Origin of the sequence: Aneurinibacillus terranovensis DSM 18919 (assembly GCF_000430625.1) — a bacterium.
Taxonomy (GTDB): Bacteria; Bacillota; Bacilli; order Aneurinibacillales; family Aneurinibacillaceae; genus Aneurinibacillus_B; species Aneurinibacillus_B terranovensis.
The window spans coordinates 1-19,052 of record NZ_KE387179.1; the positions used below are offsets into that span (position 1 = coordinate 1).

General features: G+C 44.5%; 18 protein-coding genes, 4 tRNA genes, 1 other RNA gene and 2 pseudogenes. 18 read left to right on the forward strand and 7 right to left on the reverse strand.

The genetic code is table 11. The annotated features are described in order from the left end of the window. A pseudogene (locus H525_RS26770) lies at positions 1-74 on the reverse strand (IS200/IS605 family transposase); the annotation flags it as partial. 678 nt (positions 75-752) lie between these two features. Between H525_RS26770 and H525_RS0120930 the strand changes: the two are divergent. The 5 genes and pseudogenes from H525_RS0120930 to H525_RS0120945 all read left to right on the forward strand — a co-directional run. Further along, a tRNA-Val gene (locus H525_RS0120930) sits at positions 753-828 on the forward strand. A gap of 17 nt (positions 829-845) precedes the next feature. After that, positions 846-921, forward strand: a tRNA-Met gene (locus H525_RS0120935). Between the two features lie 91 nt (positions 922-1,012). Beyond that, positions 1,013-1,089 (forward strand) — tRNA-Asp (locus tag H525_RS0120940). 13 nt (positions 1,090-1,102) lie between these two features. After that, a non-coding RNA gene (gene ssrS, locus H525_RS26775) (6S RNA) lies at positions 1,103-1,286 on the forward strand. A 247-nt stretch (positions 1,287-1,533) separates the two neighbouring features. Beyond that, positions 1,534-1,716, forward strand: a pseudogene (locus H525_RS0120945) (SDR family NAD(P)-dependent oxidoreductase); the annotation flags it as partial. A 96-nt stretch (positions 1,717-1,812) separates the two neighbouring features. On the opposite strand, the gene H525_RS27690 reads toward H525_RS0120945, so the two are convergent. The 3 genes from H525_RS27690 to H525_RS25050 form a co-directional block, all read right to left on the reverse strand. Further along, positions 1,813-1,947, reverse strand: coding sequence for a YqzM family protein (locus H525_RS27690; protein WP_162142523.1), 135 nt, complete (start codon positions 1,945-1,947; stop codon positions 1,813-1,815). Positions 1,948-2,032: 85 nt separating this feature from the next. Continuing rightward, positions 2,033-2,587 (reverse strand): TlpA family protein disulfide reductase, encoded by a 555-nt coding sequence (locus tag H525_RS0120955; RefSeq protein ID WP_027417798.1) that lies wholly within the window; start codon positions 2,585-2,587, stop codon positions 2,033-2,035. Between the two features lie 93 nt (positions 2,588-2,680). After that, on the reverse strand, positions 2,681-3,442 hold the full coding sequence (locus H525_RS25050; RefSeq protein WP_051331210.1) for a glycerophosphodiester phosphodiesterase family protein: 762 nt from the start codon (positions 3,440-3,442) through the stop codon (positions 2,681-2,683). Positions 3,443-3,516: 74 nt separating this feature from the next. Between H525_RS25050 and H525_RS0120965 the strand changes: the two genes are divergently transcribed. The 10 genes from H525_RS0120965 to H525_RS25060 all read left to right on the forward strand — a co-directional run bounded on the left by H525_RS0120965 (position 3,517) and on the right by H525_RS25060 (position 13,228). Continuing rightward, a tRNA-Gln gene (locus tag H525_RS0120965) sits at positions 3,517-3,591 on the forward strand. A gap of 209 nt (positions 3,592-3,800) precedes the next feature. Next, entirely contained in the window at positions 3,801-4,532 is a 732-nt protein-coding gene (locus H525_RS0120970; RefSeq protein WP_027417799.1) for a class I SAM-dependent methyltransferase, read from the forward strand. A gap of 119 nt (positions 4,533-4,651) precedes the next feature. Beyond that, on the forward strand, positions 4,652-5,065 hold the full coding sequence (locus tag H525_RS25865; RefSeq protein ID WP_051331211.1) for a hypothetical protein: 414 nt from the start codon (positions 4,652-4,654) through the stop codon (positions 5,063-5,065). Further along, the gene (locus tag H525_RS0120980) at positions 5,058-6,287 is read left to right on the forward strand and encodes an ammonium transporter (protein WP_027417800.1); all 1,230 of its coding nucleotides are present in this window, start codon (positions 5,058-5,060) and stop codon (positions 6,285-6,287) included. The genes H525_RS25865 and H525_RS0120980 overlap by 8 nt, the downstream gene beginning before the upstream one ends. A gap of 491 nt (positions 6,288-6,778) precedes the next feature. Beyond that, a complete protein-coding gene (locus H525_RS0120990) occupies positions 6,779-7,087 on the forward strand; it encodes a winged helix-turn-helix transcriptional regulator (protein ID WP_027417801.1) in 309 nt (102 codons plus the stop codon). 58 nt (positions 7,088-7,145) lie between these two features. Then, positions 7,146-7,400 carry a hypothetical protein gene (locus H525_RS0120995; RefSeq protein WP_027417802.1) on the forward strand — a complete coding sequence of 85 codons (255 nt, stop codon included), beginning with the start codon at positions 7,146-7,148 and terminating at the stop codon, positions 7,398-7,400. Between the two features lie 54 nt (positions 7,401-7,454). Then, positions 7,455-7,898: a hypothetical protein gene (locus H525_RS0121000; protein ID WP_027417803.1), complete on the forward strand. Its 444-nt coding sequence runs from the start codon at positions 7,455-7,457 to the stop codon at positions 7,896-7,898. A 219-nt stretch (positions 7,899-8,117) separates the two neighbouring features. Then, positions 8,118-8,843 carry a polyphosphate kinase 2 family protein gene (locus H525_RS0121005; protein WP_027417804.1) on the forward strand — a complete coding sequence of 242 codons (726 nt, stop codon included), beginning with the start codon at positions 8,118-8,120 and terminating at the stop codon, positions 8,841-8,843. A gap of 83 nt (positions 8,844-8,926) precedes the next feature. After that, a complete protein-coding gene (locus H525_RS0121010; protein WP_051331212.1) occupies positions 8,927-12,718 on the forward strand; it encodes a dynamin family protein in 3,792 nt (1,263 codons plus the stop codon). Positions 12,719-12,805: 87 nt separating this feature from the next. Continuing rightward, a complete protein-coding gene (locus H525_RS25060; RefSeq protein WP_035102244.1) occupies positions 12,806-13,228 on the forward strand; it encodes a YugN family protein in 423 nt (140 codons plus the stop codon). A 204-nt stretch (positions 13,229-13,432) separates the two neighbouring features. Here H525_RS25060 and H525_RS29110 read toward each other — a convergent pair whose 3' ends face one another. After that, on the reverse strand, positions 13,433-13,561 hold the full coding sequence (locus tag H525_RS29110) for a hypothetical protein (protein WP_281172656.1): 129 nt from the start codon (positions 13,559-13,561) through the stop codon (positions 13,433-13,435). 165 nt (positions 13,562-13,726) lie between these two features. Between H525_RS29110 and H525_RS0121025 the strand changes: the two genes are divergently transcribed. Beyond that, complete coding sequence (locus H525_RS0121025) at positions 13,727-14,194, forward strand: FixH family protein (protein ID WP_027417806.1); 468 nt, start codon at positions 13,727-13,729, stop codon at positions 14,192-14,194. Positions 14,195-14,217: 23 nt separating this feature from the next. Here the strand turns inward: H525_RS0121025 and H525_RS0121030 are convergent, their stop codons facing one another. Beyond that, positions 14,218-14,613 (reverse strand): hypothetical protein, encoded by a 396-nt coding sequence (locus tag H525_RS0121030; RefSeq protein WP_027417807.1) that lies wholly within the window; start codon positions 14,611-14,613, stop codon positions 14,218-14,220. 204 nt (positions 14,614-14,817) lie between these two features. Here H525_RS0121030 and H525_RS0121035 point away from each other — a divergent pair, with 204 nt between their 5' ends. Further along, a complete protein-coding gene (locus H525_RS0121035; RefSeq protein ID WP_027417808.1) occupies positions 14,818-15,321 on the forward strand; it encodes a DUF3907 family protein in 504 nt (167 codons plus the stop codon). 309 nt (positions 15,322-15,630) lie between these two features. Here H525_RS0121035 and H525_RS25065 read toward each other — a convergent pair whose 3' ends face one another. Further along, a complete protein-coding gene (locus tag H525_RS25065; protein ID WP_081413544.1) occupies positions 15,631-17,064 on the reverse strand; it encodes a S8 family peptidase in 1,434 nt (477 codons plus the stop codon). A gap of 262 nt (positions 17,065-17,326) precedes the next feature. On the opposite strand from H525_RS25065, the gene acsA reads away from it, so the two are divergent. Beyond that, positions 17,327-19,048 (forward strand): acetate--CoA ligase, encoded by a 1,722-nt coding sequence (gene acsA, locus H525_RS0121050; protein WP_027417809.1) that lies wholly within the window; start codon positions 17,327-17,329, stop codon positions 19,046-19,048. Positions 19,049-19,052 lie beyond the last annotated feature (4 nt).

A 19,052-nucleotide genomic window follows, 5' to 3' on the forward strand; every position in this document is an offset into this window, starting at 1 on the left:
CGATATTTCACACACCATACAATATGGTATTGGATAGAGTACACATATCCTCTACCATGTTTGACTTCTGCCATGTTATCCACCTCAATCACAGGATAACATATGTCAAATATTTTTTAAATCATTATCGCTAAATATCAGTGTTTTTTTGTTAATAGATAAGTCAACATATGTCGAACAATTGACGTGTCAAAAGACACGCCTTGTCCGAAGCTGATTCATCTCATGACGGAAGTCACGAGTGTTCTCGGCTAATTCATAAACTCGGCGCCTATTGGGCATAAAAGGTTAAAAAAATCCACATACTCCGCCCTGCTGTGATCTGAAAGTAAACCCTCTTTAACATTTCCATTAGCTCTCCCAAATATATTTATTTTGAACGGTCAACAGTAACTGAGCCGTCAACAACAAGTTTCCATTCGCCTTGGTCTTCCTGAAGTGGAAGAGCTATATTGAATGTTTTTCCATCCTCTGAAATTTGATTTGCTTTCAACGTTGAATGGTACTCTACGGCTTTATAATAATGGCGTAGATATTACAAACCAATGCATTCATCTCTTCCCGATGATTTATTAACCGGATCAAATCGTCTCGTATATGGATGAATGTTTTCGGCAATTTTTGGAATGTATGAAGAGCAACGAGGTCGTCGTCAAAAGTTCTGTACCAGATCAGTTTCATTGACAAATCAATGAAAATCCTATAGTATAAGTATTGTTCTTAATGGACAGTGCGTTTAGTTTTTAATGACTGGAGGATTAGCTCAGCTGGGAGAGCATCTGCCTTACAAGCAGAGGGTCGGCGGTTCGAGCCCGTCATCCTCCACCAGATCTACACCCAATGATCGCGGGGTGGAGCAGTTGGCAGCTCGTCGGGCTCATAACCCGAAGGCCGCAGGTTCAAGTCCTGCCCCCGCAACCAAAACCATTTGTATTGCGTCGAATAATCACCATTGTTGGAATGAAATCAGTAGTACCCGATAGGGTGCAACCAAAATATTCATTGCAATTATGGAGCTGTGGTGAAGTTGGAGTTCACGCTGGACTGTCACTCCGGAGGTCGCGGGTTCGAGTCCCGTCAGCTCCGCCATCTATTCAAAAAACATCGCCTGCGATGTGCGATTCATTTTTTTGTTTCGAACCTTACTATTTATTCGGGAGTTCCATATTAAACAGTGGACACTATGCTCACCCTTTCGCGTGAGACAGGGGAAATTGTTTTGCGAACACCCATCTGCGAGAGCGGGTTATGAAACAATCTGATGAGTCGGCATAGGCGGGGGTATACATAACACGCCAGTCCTTTTCCATAGGAAAAGGACTTTTTTGCCGTTAAAGAAAGTATATGTTGCTTTACAGTGTTAAAGCAACATATACTTTCCTCCATGGGTCACCTGAGAAAAACTTGCGGGAGTGTGCCGAACGTTGTTATTCCGCCTATTCGTACATGAGTTTCCCTCACTTGCAGGAATACTAATGGCTGTCCACGAATTGTTTATTCATAAAGAAAAATACATACATAAGGAGGGTCCGGATGTTTCTGCCATCTTTTCAATTGACAAACAAAATTGCTTTCGTCACAGGCGCAGGCCGGGGAATTGGACGGGCGCTGGCGATTGGGTTAGCCGAGGCCGGAGCGGATGTGATGATTGTATCACGCACAGCTTCCAATTTAGAGGAAGTAGCTGGTGGAATCAACAAAACGGGAAGAAAAGCGTGAATGTTTCCGGGTAACATCGGCCAGGTTGACGAAATTTACGGATCTAGTTGGAAAAACAAAAACTCTCATCCCCCGATGAGAGTTTTGTACCTCTTACTTAAAGTACTGAATGATCGTAAACACGATAAAAATTAACATTAAAATTCCGAAAGAATAGTTAAAGCCGCGTGATGAATCCACGACATCATGCTGGTTCTTATCTAATTCAGGATTTGTCACAGTCCTCACCTCCGTCCCCCATCTTATTATAGTATAGCTTTTCGCCCATGAATAGAAGGGTACAGTAGAAGCCATGCGCGAATTTAATAAAAATTTACTGAATTATTTGCTTGACTGCATCCTCCATTTCAGCAGGGGGAAGTAATCCAGAGGTGATTTTGACAATTTCTCTAGTTTTGCTGATGAAAATATTGGTTGGATAGTACTGCAGCTGGTACAGGTTGCCCACATCTCCTTTCTTATCAAGCAGAACCGGAAATGTGAAACCAAACTTCCGGGCAAACTGTCGCGCATTTGTCTCTTTATCTTCAATCGTTGAGTTAACGGATACGATTTCAAACTTTCCGTTATATTTTTTGTACAGTTCTTCAAGGCGAGGCGACTCCATGCGGCACGGTCTGCACCATGATGCCCAGAAATTAAGCAGAATTGGCTTATGGATGTCAGACAGTTTGTATGTCTTTCCATCCATGCCTGGAAGTGAAAAATCAGGGGCAAGATATCCAACGGCCATTTTTTCTTCTTTTTTAGCTGCTCCGGCTGTGGACGCCTTAGCAGACTGGACGGTTGGAGTGCCATCCGTGTTATGGTAAATGGTATAGGCGACAAGTCCGACGGCAAGCAGCAGGATGACAATTCCTTTCTTCATATAAACAGGCCTCCTCTACTATGTGAAACGGTATGTATTTACTACAAGTATATATAATTTACAGTCATCCAAAAAATAAAAATAAGTAAAAAATTATGGACGTGGACGCTTTCTTTTTTTTATCCCGGCATTTAGCAGGCGGTGAACTAAGCGGGGATGTGGGGTAATGACACCATCTACCCCCAGATCAATCATACGTTTAATTTCTGTAAGAGAGTCAACCTGGTATGGTACAATTTTTAGCCCTTTTTCACGGGACGTAGTGACAAACGCCTCATTAACTTCATGAACCGGCGGATGGATATAGGCGCATCTATATTCCAATGCGTATTCCCACGGGTCACTCAGCAAGCCTAAGTATAAAAAAGCCCGCTGGATGTGGTCTGCCTGATTTTGCAGAATGCGAAGACTTAGCGGATTGAAGGTGGAGATGACGACCCTATCCGACATATTGTGTTCCTTTATTAATTCAATGACACGCTGTTCAAGCCCGTTTTTCATAGCTAACAGATTTTTCAATTCAATGTTTATCATAATTTTTTGTTTAGCGGCTAGGCGCAGTACTTCATGTAAGGTAGGTATTTTCGCTCCCTTGAAGCGAGCATGCTTCCATACTCCGGCATCGAATTGTTGGATCTCTTTAAGCGTATAATTGCTGATTTGTCCTGTTCTCCGGATGATTCGTTTGAGAGACAAATCATGAAAAACAACTACTTGGTTATCTTTTGTTAATTGAACGTCAAGCTCGATGCCGTTGGCTCCTTCTTTAATTGCCCTTGAGAAAGCAAGTAGCGTATTCTCAGGATATTTGATGGAAGATCCCCGGTGAGCATATGTGATAAAAACATCCTTCATGGAGTTATCCTCACTTTTTTAATATTACTTGTTGTATAAAAATATGCGGGCTCAACCATACTAATGAATGTAGTTGGGCAGTAGCCAAGAGGTAAGGCGCTGGACTTTGACTCCATTATGCGTAGGTTCGATCCCTTCCTGCCCAGCCACCTCTTTTTCTTTTCGCAGGTGCTTGTTTATCAATATATCCATAAAAAATCCAGGCTCTTGGCCTGGATTTCGTTTTTAGGGTATAAAAAGATATAGCTTTCTTTAGGATTTTATTTCTGCATTCACTGGACTGGAAACAGCATATTTAAAATGTACGCGGCCCGGAATTATCTTTATACTAGATCTAGAGAGAAACGGGGGTATAGTGATGGATGCAAACTGGTATGAAAAATCGTTTCAGGAAGATTATACAACCCTTTACCAGCATAGAGATGAACTTTCCGCTCAGCGGGAAATTTCCAGCCTTCTGCAGCATTTGCCTCTGCCGCGAAGCGGAAAAGTTCTAGACCTGTGCTGTGGGGACGGTCGGCATTCCCGTGCGCTGGCCAGTCACGGATACGATGTGACTGGAGTAGACTTATCCTCTTATTTGCTGGAACGGGCAAAACAGAAAAGCAAGGAATATCACATATCATTTTATCAATATGACATGCGGGAAATCCCGTTTGTTAATGAGTTTGATATTCTTTTTAATCTATTCACCAGCTTTGGTTATTTTATAGAAGATGAAGAACATCAGAAAGTGGCGCAGCGCATGGCGCGGGCGTTAAAACCAAGCGGATACCTTGTCATGGATTTTTTAAATCCGATTTTTGTGAAAGAAAATCTCATTCCTTATTCGGAAAGAGAGGTTGAAGGAATGAAAATTGAAGAAAGGAGAAAAATCGAAAACGAATTTGTAATTAAAGAGATTCGCATAATCGAAAATGGTGAGGAACGCAAACAATGGGAGCGGGTTCGTCTCTATTCAGAAGACCAAATGAGGCAAATCCTCAACAGTGCGGGGTTTATCATCCACAATGTGTATGGAGATTACGATTTTACACCGTATTCTTCGGAAAGCAAGCGAATGATTCTGTATGGACAACGCCAGAAATAACTCAAATTGTGTGTATGCTTTCGGACTTTGTTTCTTGCAAGGAGAAACAAAGTCTTTTTTATTTCTAAAACTATGATATAATGTTAGAAAATTTAACATATCAGGTAAGGTGATTTAACATGAGGGTGGAGGTTGAAGCAACGGACCGCGTTCTTTTCGAAGAAGGGGAGGAAGAGAAAATACTTACTTGCCTGACCAAAATGCAGAATACAAGAAAAGAAATGGTCAGAAGCTTACGGGAGAGAATCGAGCATTATGAAAAAAAACGCGCAAAGGAGCAGGCGGCATACCAAAAAATGTCCGCGCTGCGGAGATGGATTGCCGGTAAAACACCGGATCATCATCTGGCCGTTGAAAATCTAGTATATATAAAGCAGCCTATGCAGGAAATTGAACGGATCAATGCTGAATTGCAGCGCCTGCAGCGCCTGGCGGAAGCCGCCGCCAAGCGTTTCGATGAAATATCCATCCCCTTGGTATTTATTGACGAATTTCTCGAATTCTATATGGAAGGAACACAACTTTATGAATAAGATCGCTACATTAAGCGCGGGCATGGATACCGTATGGGTCGTCTTGACGGCTGCCATGATTTTGTTGATGGAAGGCGGCTTTGCTCTGCTTGAAGCGGGATTTGTCCGGCGAAAAAATGCTGTGAGTATTATTATGAAGGTTTTCGTTGACATTACGTTTGGTACGCTCTGCTATTATATAATCGGTTTTGCCCTTATGTATGGGAAAGATGCTTTTTCATTTATCGGAACGAGCGGGTTTATGTTAAAAGGCGATTTAAGCCATCTGGCTTATCCATTCAGCTACGATACTTTTTTTGTGTTTCAGGCTGCTTTTGTTATCGCAGTAATTTCGATTGTTTCCGGGGCGGTAGCGGAGCGTTTTCAATTTCGTGCGTATATTCTATATGCGATTTTTATGACTGCGTTTCTGTATCCATTATCCGGCCACTGGGTCTGGGGCGGGGGGTGGCTTGGCAAAATGGGAATGCTGGATTTTGCAGGTTCAGCTACGATCCATGCGCTCGGTGGTTTCGGTGCGTTAGCTGCTGCGATTCTGGTAGGTCCGCGTCATGACAAGTACCGGGAAAATGGCGGGATTATTATTCCAAGCAATATTCCCCTCGCGTCCGTTGGAGCGTTCCTGCTCTGGTTTGGCTGGTTCGGGTTTAACGCCGGTTCCACGTTAAGTGCATCCGATACGCGAATTGGCCATATCGCATTAACGACAATGCTTGCGGCTTCTTCAGGGGGAGCGGTAACCCTGCTGTATACGTTGTTTCGTTATAAAAAAGCCGATGCACCGTCCGTCATCAACGGATCTCTTGCCGGTCTGGTTGGTATTACTGCGGGCTGTGCGTTCGTGAGTGATAACGCGGCTATCATTATCGGTATTGTCTGTGGGATGGCGATGATGGGGGCAACGTCACTTCTTGATGTTTTTAAAGTGGATGATCCGGTTGGGGCTTTTCCTGTTCATGGGGTTTCAGGGATGATCGGTACGCTCGCCGTTGGTTTATTTGCCAGCAACGGAGGGTTATTTTCCGGCGGGGGCTGGCATTTACTTGCCGTGCAGATGCTCGGACTTGTGACCCTTTGTACATGGGGATTTGTCGGAACCTGGGTATTTTTAAAGGTGACATCGTTTTTTATGCCGCTGCGCGTGTCAACGATGGAAGAAAAAGTAGGGTTGGATATCGCTGCCCACGGCATCATGGCCGTCAGCGATGCGGACACCATCTAATGCAACACATGCATCATTTTTAAAACGTTTCTCTGCAGCAAAAAAACGGGCACAAAGGCGTGCTCGTTTTTTTATCACCTTTCAAACGTGCTAAAGTTTCTTTCTTTATGATTTTTGTCACAGAAGATTATTGAAATTAGTGGTACGTTGTTTAAAAATAGTAGGTAGGTAGGAATATGGGCTGGTTTACAAAAAATATGCCAAGCGAAACACGTGAAAATAAATGTGATTCCACCGGAGAAACCGCTAGTGAAACGAATGAACTTTCAAATAAAAGGAATGAATCACCGCTCAGTGGGCTGCAGAATTACACGAACACATGCAGGTAATTATTGCGAAGCATGAGATTGTTAACAAGCAGCATGGTGAGCTGGCCACGTGCATAATGCCAGCATTGTTGATCAAAAATTAGAGGAGAGTATCCGTAATATTTCTGATTATATACAGGTTGCCTCAAAAATTTGATACAATAGGGGTTGGAGGTGATGGGGTTGGATTACAGTAAAATGTGTCCCAAGTATGAAGCTGCGATTGAGTTGTTAGGAAAGAAATGGTCCGGCCTGATCATTCGCGTATTGCTTGGCGGCCCTCGCCGTTTTAAAGATATTAAAGCGCAAATCCCGGATATGAGTGACCGAATGTTAACCGAAAGAATCCGCGAATTTGAGGAAGCAGATATTATTGAGCGGAAGGTGTACCCGGAGACACCTGTACGCATTGAATATGAGTTAACGGAAAAAGGCAGAAACTTAGAAAACGTGATTCTTTCGATACAAAACTGGGGAGAACGGTGGATGTAAACAGCCTGCCGGATTTCTTTTGCGCACATATGAAAACGTATAAAATGGGGGAGACATTGTGGTACTTCAGCTTGCTGTATATTTCGGGGGACTTGTTACATTTGCTGTTTCTTTTGTCGCTTTTTTTGCGACAAAGCGCGCCTGGACGGTGCCTATTGTTTTAATGCCGATGTTTATTTTCGTCTCGGTTTTTGCTGCGGACGAACAGAATTCCATTCTATGGGTTGGTGCCGGGTTTTCTCTGATAGGGTATTTAATTGCACTAACTATTAAAATTCTGGTAAATAGAGAAAAAAAATTCGGGCAGCAATGACCCGCTGTTTGGCGGGGAACGTTGCCTGCATGTAAGCGGGAAAAGGAGATTTACATGAAGACCATTAACTGTCCACATTGTGGAAAAGAGCTTACCGGAAATCACAACTATGAGGTCAGATGCTACCACTGTGGCCGCTACAGCTACCTGTTAGACGGACTGCCGTTTGCCGCAGAAAAAGCCAGGCTGCATGATATGGCAGCGCAATATGCGTATGCGTACGTCCCAAAAAATGTTCGGGAATATGTCGATAAATACGGTCTGGCACAATCTGGACCCACTATATTGAAGTGGTTTAAAGATAACGAAGCCGAAGCAAAGACTAAATTAGAGCAGTTTGTCAAAGAACATGTGACAACGGAGTCTCTTCGGGAGCTTCATCGTGAGTATACAGGGAAGGAGCCCTTTCTCCTGTTTGTACTCGACCATCTTAACTTTCCGATTGAACGTGCTTCGTTAGAGTGGGACCTCGATAGTTCTGATTCGAGTGATTTTTGAACATGAATACAAATAAAAACAATGAAAGTCCTTACTTTTCTTATGAAAGATAAGGACTTTTTTGTTTAGCGTATAGGAAAGTGTAACTAAGGTTATCGCCTGCGCCTGTGGCTTGGCGCTAGTTTTCTTTAGGAAAACGTAAGAAGCATAGAGGTAGATGGAGCCTGTTTGTTTAACCTATATAAGTGGAAAAAGTTTGGAAGAGAGGAGAGACTTAGTATGGGAATTTTAAGTAACGTGGATGTAACAAAAAAATTCGAGACAAAAAAAGAGTACAAAGAGGAATTAAAGCGTTACCAGCTTCAGCTTCTATATCTGCAGCGTAAGCTTGCCCAATTAAAAATCCCGGTTATTCTTGTTTTTGAAGGCTGGGATGCCGGAGGCAAAGGTGGTGCCATCCGTCGTTTAACGGAAAAATTAGACCCGCGCGGGTTTCGGGTGCATGCCATTAGCGCTCCGAACGAAGTCGAAAAACAGTACCACTATCTCTGGCGTTTCTGGAGGGATATTCCTCCCAGAGGAACATTCGCTATCTTTGACCGTTCATGGTATGGACGCGTACTTGTTGAACGAGTGGAACAATTCGCCACAAAGGAAGAATGGCAGCGAGCCTATGAAGAAATTAATCAGTTCGAAAAACTGCATACGAATGACGGGGCTATTGTGCTTAAATTCTGGCTGCACATCAGTAAAGATGAACAGCTTCGCCGCTTTGAAGAGCGAGTAACGAATCCGTTTAAAAACTGGAAAATTACAGACGAAGACTGGCGCAACCGGGAAAAGTGGGAGGAGTATTATGAAGCGGCGGAAGAAATGCTTGCAAAAACAGATACAGATATTGCCCCGTGGGTTGTGGTAGGAGGCAATTATAAATGGTATGCGCGGGTCAAAATTCTTAAGTCAGTCGTAAAAACACTGGAGAATAAACTGAAAGAGTACGAGTAGGGGTCTTGCGCCACCCTGGCTGTGATGATAGATTAAGAAAATAAAACAAACGCACCAAAGAGTACGGTAGTGGAGTGTGAGACATGATTCATACAGAAGAACGACCGGGGCGGACAAGTGAGACAAAGCCGGAAGTACTGTGTTTTCGGCTGGAGGAGCTGATGCACCGGTTTGAAAAAGCAGGGGATCGGAGCGTTGTGAAGAAAGCCGTTCAACTGTTAGAGAAGCTTAGAAATAAAGAGATTACGGTCACATTTTGCGGGCATTTCTCAGCCGGAAAATCAAGCATGATTAACGCCCTGTTGGGAAGTGAAGTATTGCCTTCCAGCCCGATTCCGACGAGTGCCAATGTGGTACAAATTAAAACCGGAAAAAAGGGTGCGAAAATTTATTTAAAGAGCGGGAAAGAAATCCTGTTTGGCCCCGATTATGATTTGAGTGAGCTGAAAAAATATGCGGTAAACGGTGAAGAGGTAGAATCCATCGAATTGTTTCACCCTTCGAATCTGTTAAATGTACCGTTAACGATTATGGATACGCCGGGTATTGATTCAACGGATGATGCCCATAAAGTAGCGACGGAATCTTCTCTGCATCTTGCCGATATTGTGCTTTATGTCATGGATTATAACCACGTCCAATCAGAGGTTAATTTTCAGTTTACAAAAACGCTAAAGGACAGAGAAAAAACCGTTTTTCTCGTCATTAACCAGATCGATAAGCATGTCGATTTTGAATTGAGTTTTGCGGACTACCGCAAGAGCGTTATCGAAGCGTTTAAACATTGGGACATTCATCCTGACGGTATCTATTTCACATCGTTAAAAGATGCGGCACACATAGAAAATCAATGGCCGAATTTGCTGCGTAAACTTACAGACATCGCTGCCGAAAAAGATGAATGGTTGACGAAAAGCATTCTATCCTCGTCGTTATACCTTATCGAACAGCACCATAAATTTTTACAGAGTAAACATGAGCAAGAGCGTGAGAATTGCGAACAGGCCCTCGCGGGGTATCCGCCGGCAGACATTCTTTCGCGATATAATGACCTAAGCAGGCAACTGGAAGAGATCATGGGGCCTGTTACCCGCATGGAAGCAGCAGCGAAGGCCGAACTGCAAACCATCCTTGACAATGCTCCGCTAATTCCTTTTGCAACACGGGAGCTGGCCCGTCTGTTTCTCGAAAGCAGGCAGTCAGGCTTTAAGGTAGGTTTTCTTTTCTCTTCCGGAAAAACGAAAGAGGAGCAGCAGCGGCGCCTGCAGGCTCTCTTTTCGGATATTCAAGAGAAAGCCTTCGCTCATCTGGAATGGCATATTAAAGAAATGCTGCGCCAGGTACCTGAGAAATACGGGTATGATAGCCCCGCCTATCAACAACAGGTGATGGATTTTCAGGTGTCGTTTCTGCCGGAGCTGTTGATTGATGCGGTTAAACCAGGTGCGATGAATAATGGGGAATATGTCCTTAACTATTCAAAAGACGTTGCGGAAAAAATCAAGGGGCTGTATCGCCGTGCTGCGCTTGATTTGCTGAAACAAGCCGTTCTTTCCCTGCGGTCAAAGCTTTCGGATCAGTCGCGGGCGATTGAGCAGCAAATGAAAGAGATGAAGGAACTCAGGCAGGCAAGCGAACGTTTAATGAAGCTGGAGGAAAGCGAAACTCAGGCGATTGCTTCTCTGGAAAGAGTAATGATGAAAGGGGTTCCCGGGGAAGAAAATGCCCGGCCGCTTGCTCCGCAGGATCAACCGGTAGTAAAACCCGTTGAATGGAACGAAACGGCCATACCGATCACGCCAGGTCCGAATCGACCGGTTGAACTGACGAGAAGGGAAGACGGTGAAGGAAAAAGTCGACAGGCCAATGGACAATTTTCCTCGGCCATGCAAAAGGATTATAAAGGCCAATTGCTGCATACAGCCAACATTCTCCGCGAGAGTGCCGCACGAATTGACGGCATACCAGGGTTGAGCGCGGCGGGCCGGTCTATGGTCCAACGGGCTGAACGCCTTGAACAAAACCGCTTTACTGTAGCGCTATTTGGCGCATTTAGTGCAGGCAAGTCATCTTTCGCGAATGCCCTGCTGGGAGATTATATTCTTCCGGTATCACCGAATCCGACGACCGCTGCGATCAATAAAATTGTCCCGCCGGATGAGGAGAATCCTCACGGAACCGTTCGCGTCCGTTTGAAAACCCGCGAAGATATTTCATCGGATGTGGTTGCGTCTCTGGAGATTTTCGATTTGACAGCCCAAACGGTTGAAGAGGGAATGGAATTTGTTAACGACCTTGACCCGGCTGATATCCATCCGGCGGCCAAACCCCATTACAGTTTTTTACGGGCTGTAAAAAAGGGGTATGCCGACATTCAAGACCGGCTTGGCACGGATATATTGATTGGCCTCAAGGAATTTCAGGAGTTTGTCGCGCACGAGGAAAAAGCCTGTTTTGTCGAGTGGATTGAGCTCTATTATGATTGTCCGCTTACGAGGCAGGGGATTATTCTGGTTGATACACCGGGGGCTGACTCGATCAACGCGAGACATACCGGCGTTGCCTTTGAATATATCAAAAATGCGGACGCGATTCTGTTTGTGACGTATTATAATCATGCTTTTTCCCATGCCGATCGGGAATTTTTAATTCAATTAGGCCGCGTTAAAGATACGTTTGCGATGGACAAAATGTTTTTTATTGTAAATGCGGCCGATCTTGCCAGAAGCGAGGAAGAATTAGACGGGGTTGTCCGGCATGTTAAGGAGAATTTGGAATCGTGCCGTATCGTTAACCCGCGCATTTATTCGGTATCCTCTCAGACGGCGCTGCTCGCCCGCATGGCAGAGGCAGGTACCCTATCAGCGTCCTCTGAACAAATTTACCGCAAAAGGTTAGGTCTTACACCGGACCAGCCTCTGCCGGATATTGAGCAGGCACTGCGTGTTGCAGGGCTGCGGATTTTTGAAGAAGAGTTTATTGCTTTTACCCTGGAGGAACTGACACAAATTGCAATTACGTCTTCTTTAGAGGAACTTTCCCGCACCACCGATACGCTGCAGGATTTAATAATACGGGCACGGCAGGATGAAAATACGCGCAAAAGCGAATACGTTCGGGCCAAACAGGAAAGAGCGCGCTGTCTTGAAGTGATTGACCGACTTGATACACGGGTTGAGGTCGAATTATTGCAAAAGGAGATCATGGAGCTTACGTATTATGTAAAACAGCGTGTGATGCTCAGGTTTAGCGAAGCGTTCCGTTATTCATTTAACCCGGCGACCTTAAAAAGTGACAGTCAAAATTTACAAAAGCTGCTGCTTGGCAGTCTGGATGAATTATCCCGGTTTCTTTCCTTTGATTTATCCCAGGAAATGAGAGCCACCGCGCTTCGAATTGAGAACTTTATGCACAAAGCAGGAAACCATGTGCTTGAAAAACTCAACAAAAAATTAGCAGTTGAAGATTTCAAACTGCGCCAGTGGGAGAAATCAACGTACGATACACCTGAATTTCCTGGCCGCTTCCCGGAACAAACAACGAGGGAATTGGCCGGCCCGCTGCGTCTGTTTAAAAATCCGAAACAGTTTTTTGAACAGGGCGGGCAAGAAAAAATGAAAGAGCAGCTCGAACAATTGTACCAGCTTCCTGTCGACGAGTATGTTGAGCAGGGACAAACGGTGTTGTTAGCTTATTATGTTCAGGCGTTCGAACAGCAGATGTTCGGGCAAAAGGAACGTGCCGGAAAAGAAGTCGCCGAACATTTTGCCGGACAGCTTGCTGCTTTATCTGAAGATATCGACGTGGAACAATTAATGGAAGTTCGGAAAACGCTGGATAACTTGTTACAAAATGCTCAAAAAATAGATTGCTGATTCTCTTGGGAACGTTTTTTTACTATACTTTAAATGAGTAAAAAATAGAGGGAACAAATAAACTAATTTTTGGGTGGGTGAAAAACAATGAAAATCATCGAAACAAATTTGATTGGAAAAGAATTTTCCTTTGATTTGGTGGATACACTGCTCCATGATATCGGATTTAACAGAGGCGGCATGTTCGATTATGATTGGGCAGCCTATGATTACACTCTTGCCGGGTCTAAAATTGGGGAATACGTTTATCTGCGTATTTTCACTACAGCGACTTCCGGCGTTATTGAGCGCAGCCATTGCACTGTAAAAATCGAGGATGTGTGCATCACAGGTGCAAGGTACCATGAAGGATTGGATTTCAGAAAAAAAATTGAGACCCCCCTTGTAAATGAGGCGAAAGCCATTTTAAACAAAGTAGCGGAAGGACTGGACGTTCCGCTTGAGTTGAACGTTCGCGACGCGGATGAAACTGATTTTGAAAACCGCAGCGGGTTGCGCCCTGCTTTTTAGAGGGTTACCATGGAAGGTGACCAGTGAAATCGTCATTACGAAAGAACAAGCTGCGAAGATTAAAGCCGGTATAATTTATTGAAAAAGGCGGTCAAAGAGGCCGCTTAAGTAAAAAGAAATTTTCCTAATGCAGAAATGAAATAAGAACAAAAAAAAGGATGACCCAATTGTCTATTTAGACTTTTGGGTCATCCCCTTTTCACGTTAGCAAGGTGTTGCCGGCCCTACTACATGACAAGAACAAGCAATAACCACCAGAAGGATAAACAGTACCAGAATTACCCCAATCTCATTTCCAGGACCAAAAAAACTACCTAAACCGCTGTATGCCATATGAAATGCCTCCTTTCGTAACGTCTAAGGTAAAATATGCAAAAGTACGTCATTGGGTATGTGCAATCGCCTTTTTTTTTCAAAATTAGACATCCGTCCAGAGATGGACTTTTGTGTATCGTTTGTTTACTATAGGGATGAGATTGAAAGACGGGAGATAATGGGATGGGAAAAAGGATGGTTCGATTTGCTGTTTTATTATGTATTTTCTTATTCGGGTTATCCGCTTGCAGCTCGCCTGATACAAAAGAAGCGAATGTCAGCGACGGCGGGTTCCGGATAGAGTTAAGTAAGCCGGATACGATTAAAGCGGGGGAAAAAATCGAGTATACGGTTACAGTATCCAAAGACGGGGTACCGGTTACGAATGCGGAGGTCATTGTCAATTTGGAAATGGCTGATATGGACCATGGAAAGAATGGATTTCGCGCGAAAATGATCAATCATGTGTATAAAGGACAGGCTTCCCTGCCCATGGGAGGAAACTGGATTGCGTATGTCCATGTTAAATCGGGCGGCGTAAATAGCACGAAAGCGTTCCCTTTTAAGGTGACGGGAGATATGCTTTCTCCTGAAGAATTGAAAAGGGCCGGGTTGAATGAAAATGGAGCCCTGCCGCATCCTGATTTTTAATCAGAAATGTAAAGGAGAAAAAGTTACAGAAGGAAGCTGAGGAGCATGCGGTGTTTTCGGGAAAAAATCTCCAGAAAACCAAGCTTTTCTTCATTCTCAATAAGAACCGGCTGTTTGCGCCTGAAAAAAATCTCTTCGTCCGAAAATGTGTGAAACAATTCTTCGTTTTCATCATAAAAAAAGATGGAATGACTTTGCATGCAGGTGCAAAATCCGTGAAAATTTTTTTGTTCTCCCTGATGAATGGAAGACCAATTTAGGCCTTCTTTTTCCGAGATGCCTTTATGGCGATACTCTGAAAGAGACACAACCGACATGCGAATAAGGTGAGAATACTTTTTCTCTGATAACAGGATGGAGACATGGATTAATTCTTTGAGATCGCGCGTAAGATTAAAGAAACGGATGGAAGGGGGCACGTTCATTCTCCTCACAAGACATTTTCCACCATTATTCCCCAGAGAAAGACATTGTAAACCGTGTCAAACGTCAGCAGGGAGCAGCCAAAAGTAAGAATTTTAGAACATTAAGTAATCGTATAAATAATTCTAGGTTCCGTGTGACAAATTTGTTACAATTAATGAAAAGATAAATCGAAATATTAAACGGTTGGAGGTTACCTTATGCCTGAAATTCAACTGAAGGAAATTTGCGAGGAGTCCTACCACGGCTTAAAGAAAGTTTGCAGGGAAGTAGAGAAATTCCTGAATTCCAACACGCTGGCCCAACTTGTCCAATCATCTCCGGAACCGGAAGAGTATGACGAATATTACAGTAATTATTTATCTGATCTCCGCCACTTGCTTGTCAATTGCGAAAATGCTTATGAACGGCTTGGTATTTGCCTGCGTCGGGCGCAATTTAACAAGGAATTTGCAGAAGAGGCCTTGTACCATGTTTATCATTCATGTGTAAACTTATTCTTCTATCCAAAAGGCGAAGTATACGAAGAAGATGGACGCAATTCCTACACGGGACGGGATGCTATCATCTTCCGTAAAGAAGTTACGCCTCCTCTGAAAGAGTTAACGCTCGGGTTATCGAAAATATTCGAATATTTGCGCGATGAGCTCCAGTATTACGAAACGGATTATATAACCATGAAGCGAATGTCAGCTGCCCGCTAATCAGATAGGATTGATGCTTAAATAGCTCGTGTCACGTTTACGTGATCACGGGCTATTTTTTGTTCCTTCTTTCGCTTCTTCCGGTAACGTTAAGTGTGATCGAAACGTAAATTTGTCAAAGGGGATGGGTAATGAAATGGAGCATTTTTATTTTTGCAGGGTCTTCCCTTGCAGGGAAGCGTTACCATGATGTTTCGGACCGGTCCCCAAACGGAAGAGATGCACGGACATTAATCGCTTCACTGCAAGGGAAAACTTCGCAAAAATACAACGGATCTCGATGCATCTCGTACCGTTCCTTTTATTTGGCTATCTGCTTAATCGGCTTCTCAATTCCGTATACAGGATGAGAATCGGGCCGCTGTCGGCCTGGTTTATTATCTGTACCGGTGTTTGGTTCTGGTTGGCGCCGGCAAGTTGAAGAGCGTGGGAAACGTTAATAAGCCCGTATCCATAATAAGGATCCCAACCGGTGGAACCGAGTTCATCCGCTGAATTCTGAATGATGTTCATCACGTCCCGGTTGGATAATCCCGGGTTAACGGAGCGGATGAGAGCAGCGACACCGGTGACGTGCGGGCAGGCCATGGAAGTACCGGATAAAGCCGCATAGTCACTGTGGATGTAGGTGCTCGGAATGTTGACGCCGGGTGCCATAATGTCGAGATAGGAACCGTAGTTGGAAAAATCGGCCCGTTTGCCGCCGACATCCACGGCTCCGACGCTGAGAACTTCCGGATAAGCAGCCGGATAGCTTGGCTGTGACGTATTATCATTGCCCGAAGCAGCTACAAGAACCACATTTTTGCTGTAGGCATAACGGATGGCATCGTGCAGAGCCTGGGAAGGATGATAATTTCCAATGCTCATGTTAATGACGCTGGCCCCGTGGTCAGTCGCCCATACGATTCCTTTTGCAATATCAAGCGAGGAACCGCTGCCGTCCGCGCCAATTCCTTTTACAGGCATAATGTTACTGTTCCAGCTAACTCCTGCGACGCCTTCTCTGTTGTTTGTTTTTGCCCCGATAATTCCGGCTACATGCGTTCCATGCCCGTTATCATCCTGCGGCTGCGAGCTGCCATTCAATACATTGTATCCCTGAGTGATTTTTCCGTTGAATTCGGGATGGTCATAATCAATACCTGTATCAACGGTTGCAACCACAACATTGGAACTTCCTTTGCTAATGTCCCACGCGCGTTCCATATCCATCATTGGCATATTCCATTGGTACTGGTAATAAAGTGTGTCATCGGGCACGGTCGTATGAGATAGCAATAAAAAATTGGGTTCTGCATAGTCTACATCTTTGCGTTTCTTGAAATAGGTAATTAACTGCCGTGTGGAAAGAGTTTTCGATTGGAATGTGTACGTCGATTGGTGAACGTTTTTTATCTGCGCGCTTATCTCCCGGCAAATCACACGTACTTCCCGGGAGGAAAGTGACTTTTTAAATTTTACAGTCACCTCACGCTTCATGTAATGGCTTTTGCTTTTGTTGTTATGGTGAATCGTCACCACATGGGTGCTATTGTCGAGCTTCATTTTCGCTTCGTTGATTCGGTTCATATTATTGATTTTTACAAAGTTTGCTTTTACTTTTTGGGGGGGAGCAGACTGTTGTTTAACAGTTGATGGCCCATTATCCGACGGGGCATGACCCCGATCAGGGACAAACACGAGATAGGCTAATACCATAATTAACAAAGTGGCGGCACCGTACGTGATACGTTTCTTCATCTCACTTTACCTCCGTGGGCTATAAAAGGCTTTTTTATAGCATGGGGTAAGGGGGCGAGAAGTATGAAAGGTGAATTTTAACAGGGTATCCATCTCACAAATCCGCAAAATGAAAAAAGAAAAAAATAAAAAAGTCGCAATTTTTAAAAGGAATTTTTGATATCCTGTCGAAAGAAATAGATAAGTGTTGTATAACAAGAATAGACAGAGTAATACACGTTGATAAAACGGAGAGAAAAAACTTCAGATGGGGGTTGGTACCATGGCTACACAGGAAAGACTTCAGGAAGTTATGATGTTGGATGATTCAGCTAACTTAAAGAATTATGATGAAGCCGCAAATACAGCAAACTGGAAAGATGCTGAAGTTAATTTTTCGTGGCACGAAACAGGAAATGTTAACATCGTGTATGAAGCGATTGACAGGCACGTGGATAGCGGACAGGGAGATAAACTGGCCCTGCTGTATACGGACGGTGTGCGGGAAGAACAGTATACGTACCGGCAACTGAGCGAGCTTTCCTGCCGTTTTGCAAACGGGCTTCGTTCGAAAGGAATAAAGAAGGGTGACCGCGTATTTATTTTTATGCCAAGAAGCCCGGAACTGTATATTGCGCTACTGGGGATCGTCCGAATTGGCGCGATCGCCGGGCCGCTGTTTGAAGCGTTTATGGAAGATGCCGTGAAAGACCGCTTGCTTGATAGCGGTTCTCTTGCAGTTGTTACAACCCCTGCTTTATTGTATCGCATCCCGGTAAACAGCCTGCCGGATTTAAAGTATGTTATTCTGGCAGATGCTGAGGAGAAGACGGCCGACAATGAAGTGTTGTTTGAAGAACTCATGGAGGTATCCGATGAGTATGTCATAGAGTGGGTAGACAGGGAAGATGGAATGCTGCTTCATTACACCTCCGGTTCAACCGGAAAGCCAAAAGGAGTATACCAGGTACATGATGCAATGATTCATCAGTATATGTCGGGAAAATGGACATATGATTTGCGGGAAGGGGATATTTACTGGTGTACCGCCGATCCCGGATGGGTAACAGGCACGTCTGCCGGAATGTGGTCCCCATGGTTAAACGGTGTGACCGTCGTACTGCGCGGCGGACGATTTAAGCCGGCCGACTGGTATGCCACACTGGATAAGTATAAAGTAAATGTTTGGTTTAGCGCGCCAACGGCGCTTCGTATGCTGATGGGTGAAGGGGATCAACTTCCCCGGCAGTTTGATTTATCGAACCTGCGCCATATGCTGTCCGCCGGTGAGCCGCTCAATCCTGAGGTTATCCGTTGGGGGCTTGAAGTCCTTGGGCATCGCATTCATGATAACTGGTGGATGACTGAAACGGGCTCGTCTATTTGCGGCAACTACCGCTGTATGCCAATTCGCCCGGGCTCTATGGGAAAACCGCTTCCCGGCATAAAGATGGCCATCGTTGATGACGAAGGAAAAGAACTTCCTCCTAATACGATGGGGAATCTGGCTATTATGCCTCCATGGCCTGCAATGATGCGTAAAATCTGGAACAATCCTGCTAAATACGAAGAATATTTTAAAACAGGATGGTATATGTCCGGTGATTCGGCGTATATGGATCAAGACGGTTATTTCTGGTTTGAAGGACGGGTGGATGACGTCATTAATACGTCCGGCGAGCGGGTAGGGCCGTTCGAAGTTGAGAGTAAGCTTGTTGAACATCCCGCTGTTGCCGAGGCCGGTGTCATCGGCGTACCTGACCCGGTTCGCGGAGAAATAATTAAAGCATTTATCACCCTCCGCAGTGGATTTGAAGAAACAGATGAATTGAAAGATGAAATACGCCTTTTTGTAAAAGAACGTCTGGCCGCGCATGCTGCGCCGCGGCAGATTGAGTTTAGAGATAAACTGCCGAAAACCCGTTCGGGTAAAATTATGCGCCGGGTATTAAAGGCGTGGGAACTGGGACTTCCGACAGGCGATATTTCTACAATGGAAGACTAAAGGA

Coding starts and splice junctions, on each gene's coding strand:
- H525_RS0120955 (WP_027417798.1), bottom strand. CDS start 2,587: ATGAAGAAAGGAATTGTCATCCTGCTGCTTGCCGTCGGACTTGTCGCC.
- H525_RS25050 (WP_051331210.1), bottom strand. CDS start 3,442: ATGAAGGATGTTTTTATCACATATGCTCACCGGGGATCTTCCATCAAA.
- H525_RS0120970 (WP_027417799.1), top strand. CDS start 3,801: ATGGATGCAAACTGGTATGAAAAATCGTTTCAGGAAGATTATACAACC.
- H525_RS25865 (WP_051331211.1), top strand. CDS start 4,652: ATGAGGGTGGAGGTTGAAGCAACGGACCGCGTTCTTTTCGAAGAAGGG.
- H525_RS0120980 (WP_027417800.1), top strand. CDS start 5,058: ATGAATAAGATCGCTACATTAAGCGCGGGCATGGATACCGTATGGGTC.
- H525_RS0121000 (WP_027417803.1), top strand. CDS start 7,455: ATGAAGACCATTAACTGTCCACATTGTGGAAAAGAGCTTACCGGAAAT.
- H525_RS0121005 (WP_027417804.1), top strand. CDS start 8,118: ATGGGAATTTTAAGTAACGTGGATGTAACAAAAAAATTCGAGACAAAA.
- H525_RS0121010 (WP_051331212.1), top strand. CDS start 8,927: ATGATTCATACAGAAGAACGACCGGGGCGGACAAGTGAGACAAAGCCG.
- H525_RS25060 (WP_035102244.1), top strand. CDS start 12,806: ATGAAAATCATCGAAACAAATTTGATTGGAAAAGAATTTTCCTTTGAT.
- H525_RS29110 (WP_281172656.1), bottom strand. CDS start 13,561: ATGGCATACAGCGGTTTAGGTAGTTTTTTTGGTCCTGGAAATGAGATT.
- H525_RS0121025 (WP_027417806.1), top strand. CDS start 13,727: ATGGGAAAAAGGATGGTTCGATTTGCTGTTTTATTATGTATTTTCTTA.
- H525_RS0121035 (WP_027417808.1), top strand. CDS start 14,818: ATGCCTGAAATTCAACTGAAGGAAATTTGCGAGGAGTCCTACCACGGC.
- H525_RS25065 (WP_081413544.1), bottom strand. CDS start 17,064: ATGAAGAAACGTATCACGTACGGTGCCGCCACTTTGTTAATTATGGTA.
- acsA (WP_027417809.1), top strand. CDS start 17,327: ATGGCTACACAGGAAAGACTTCAGGAAGTTATGATGTTGGATGATTCA.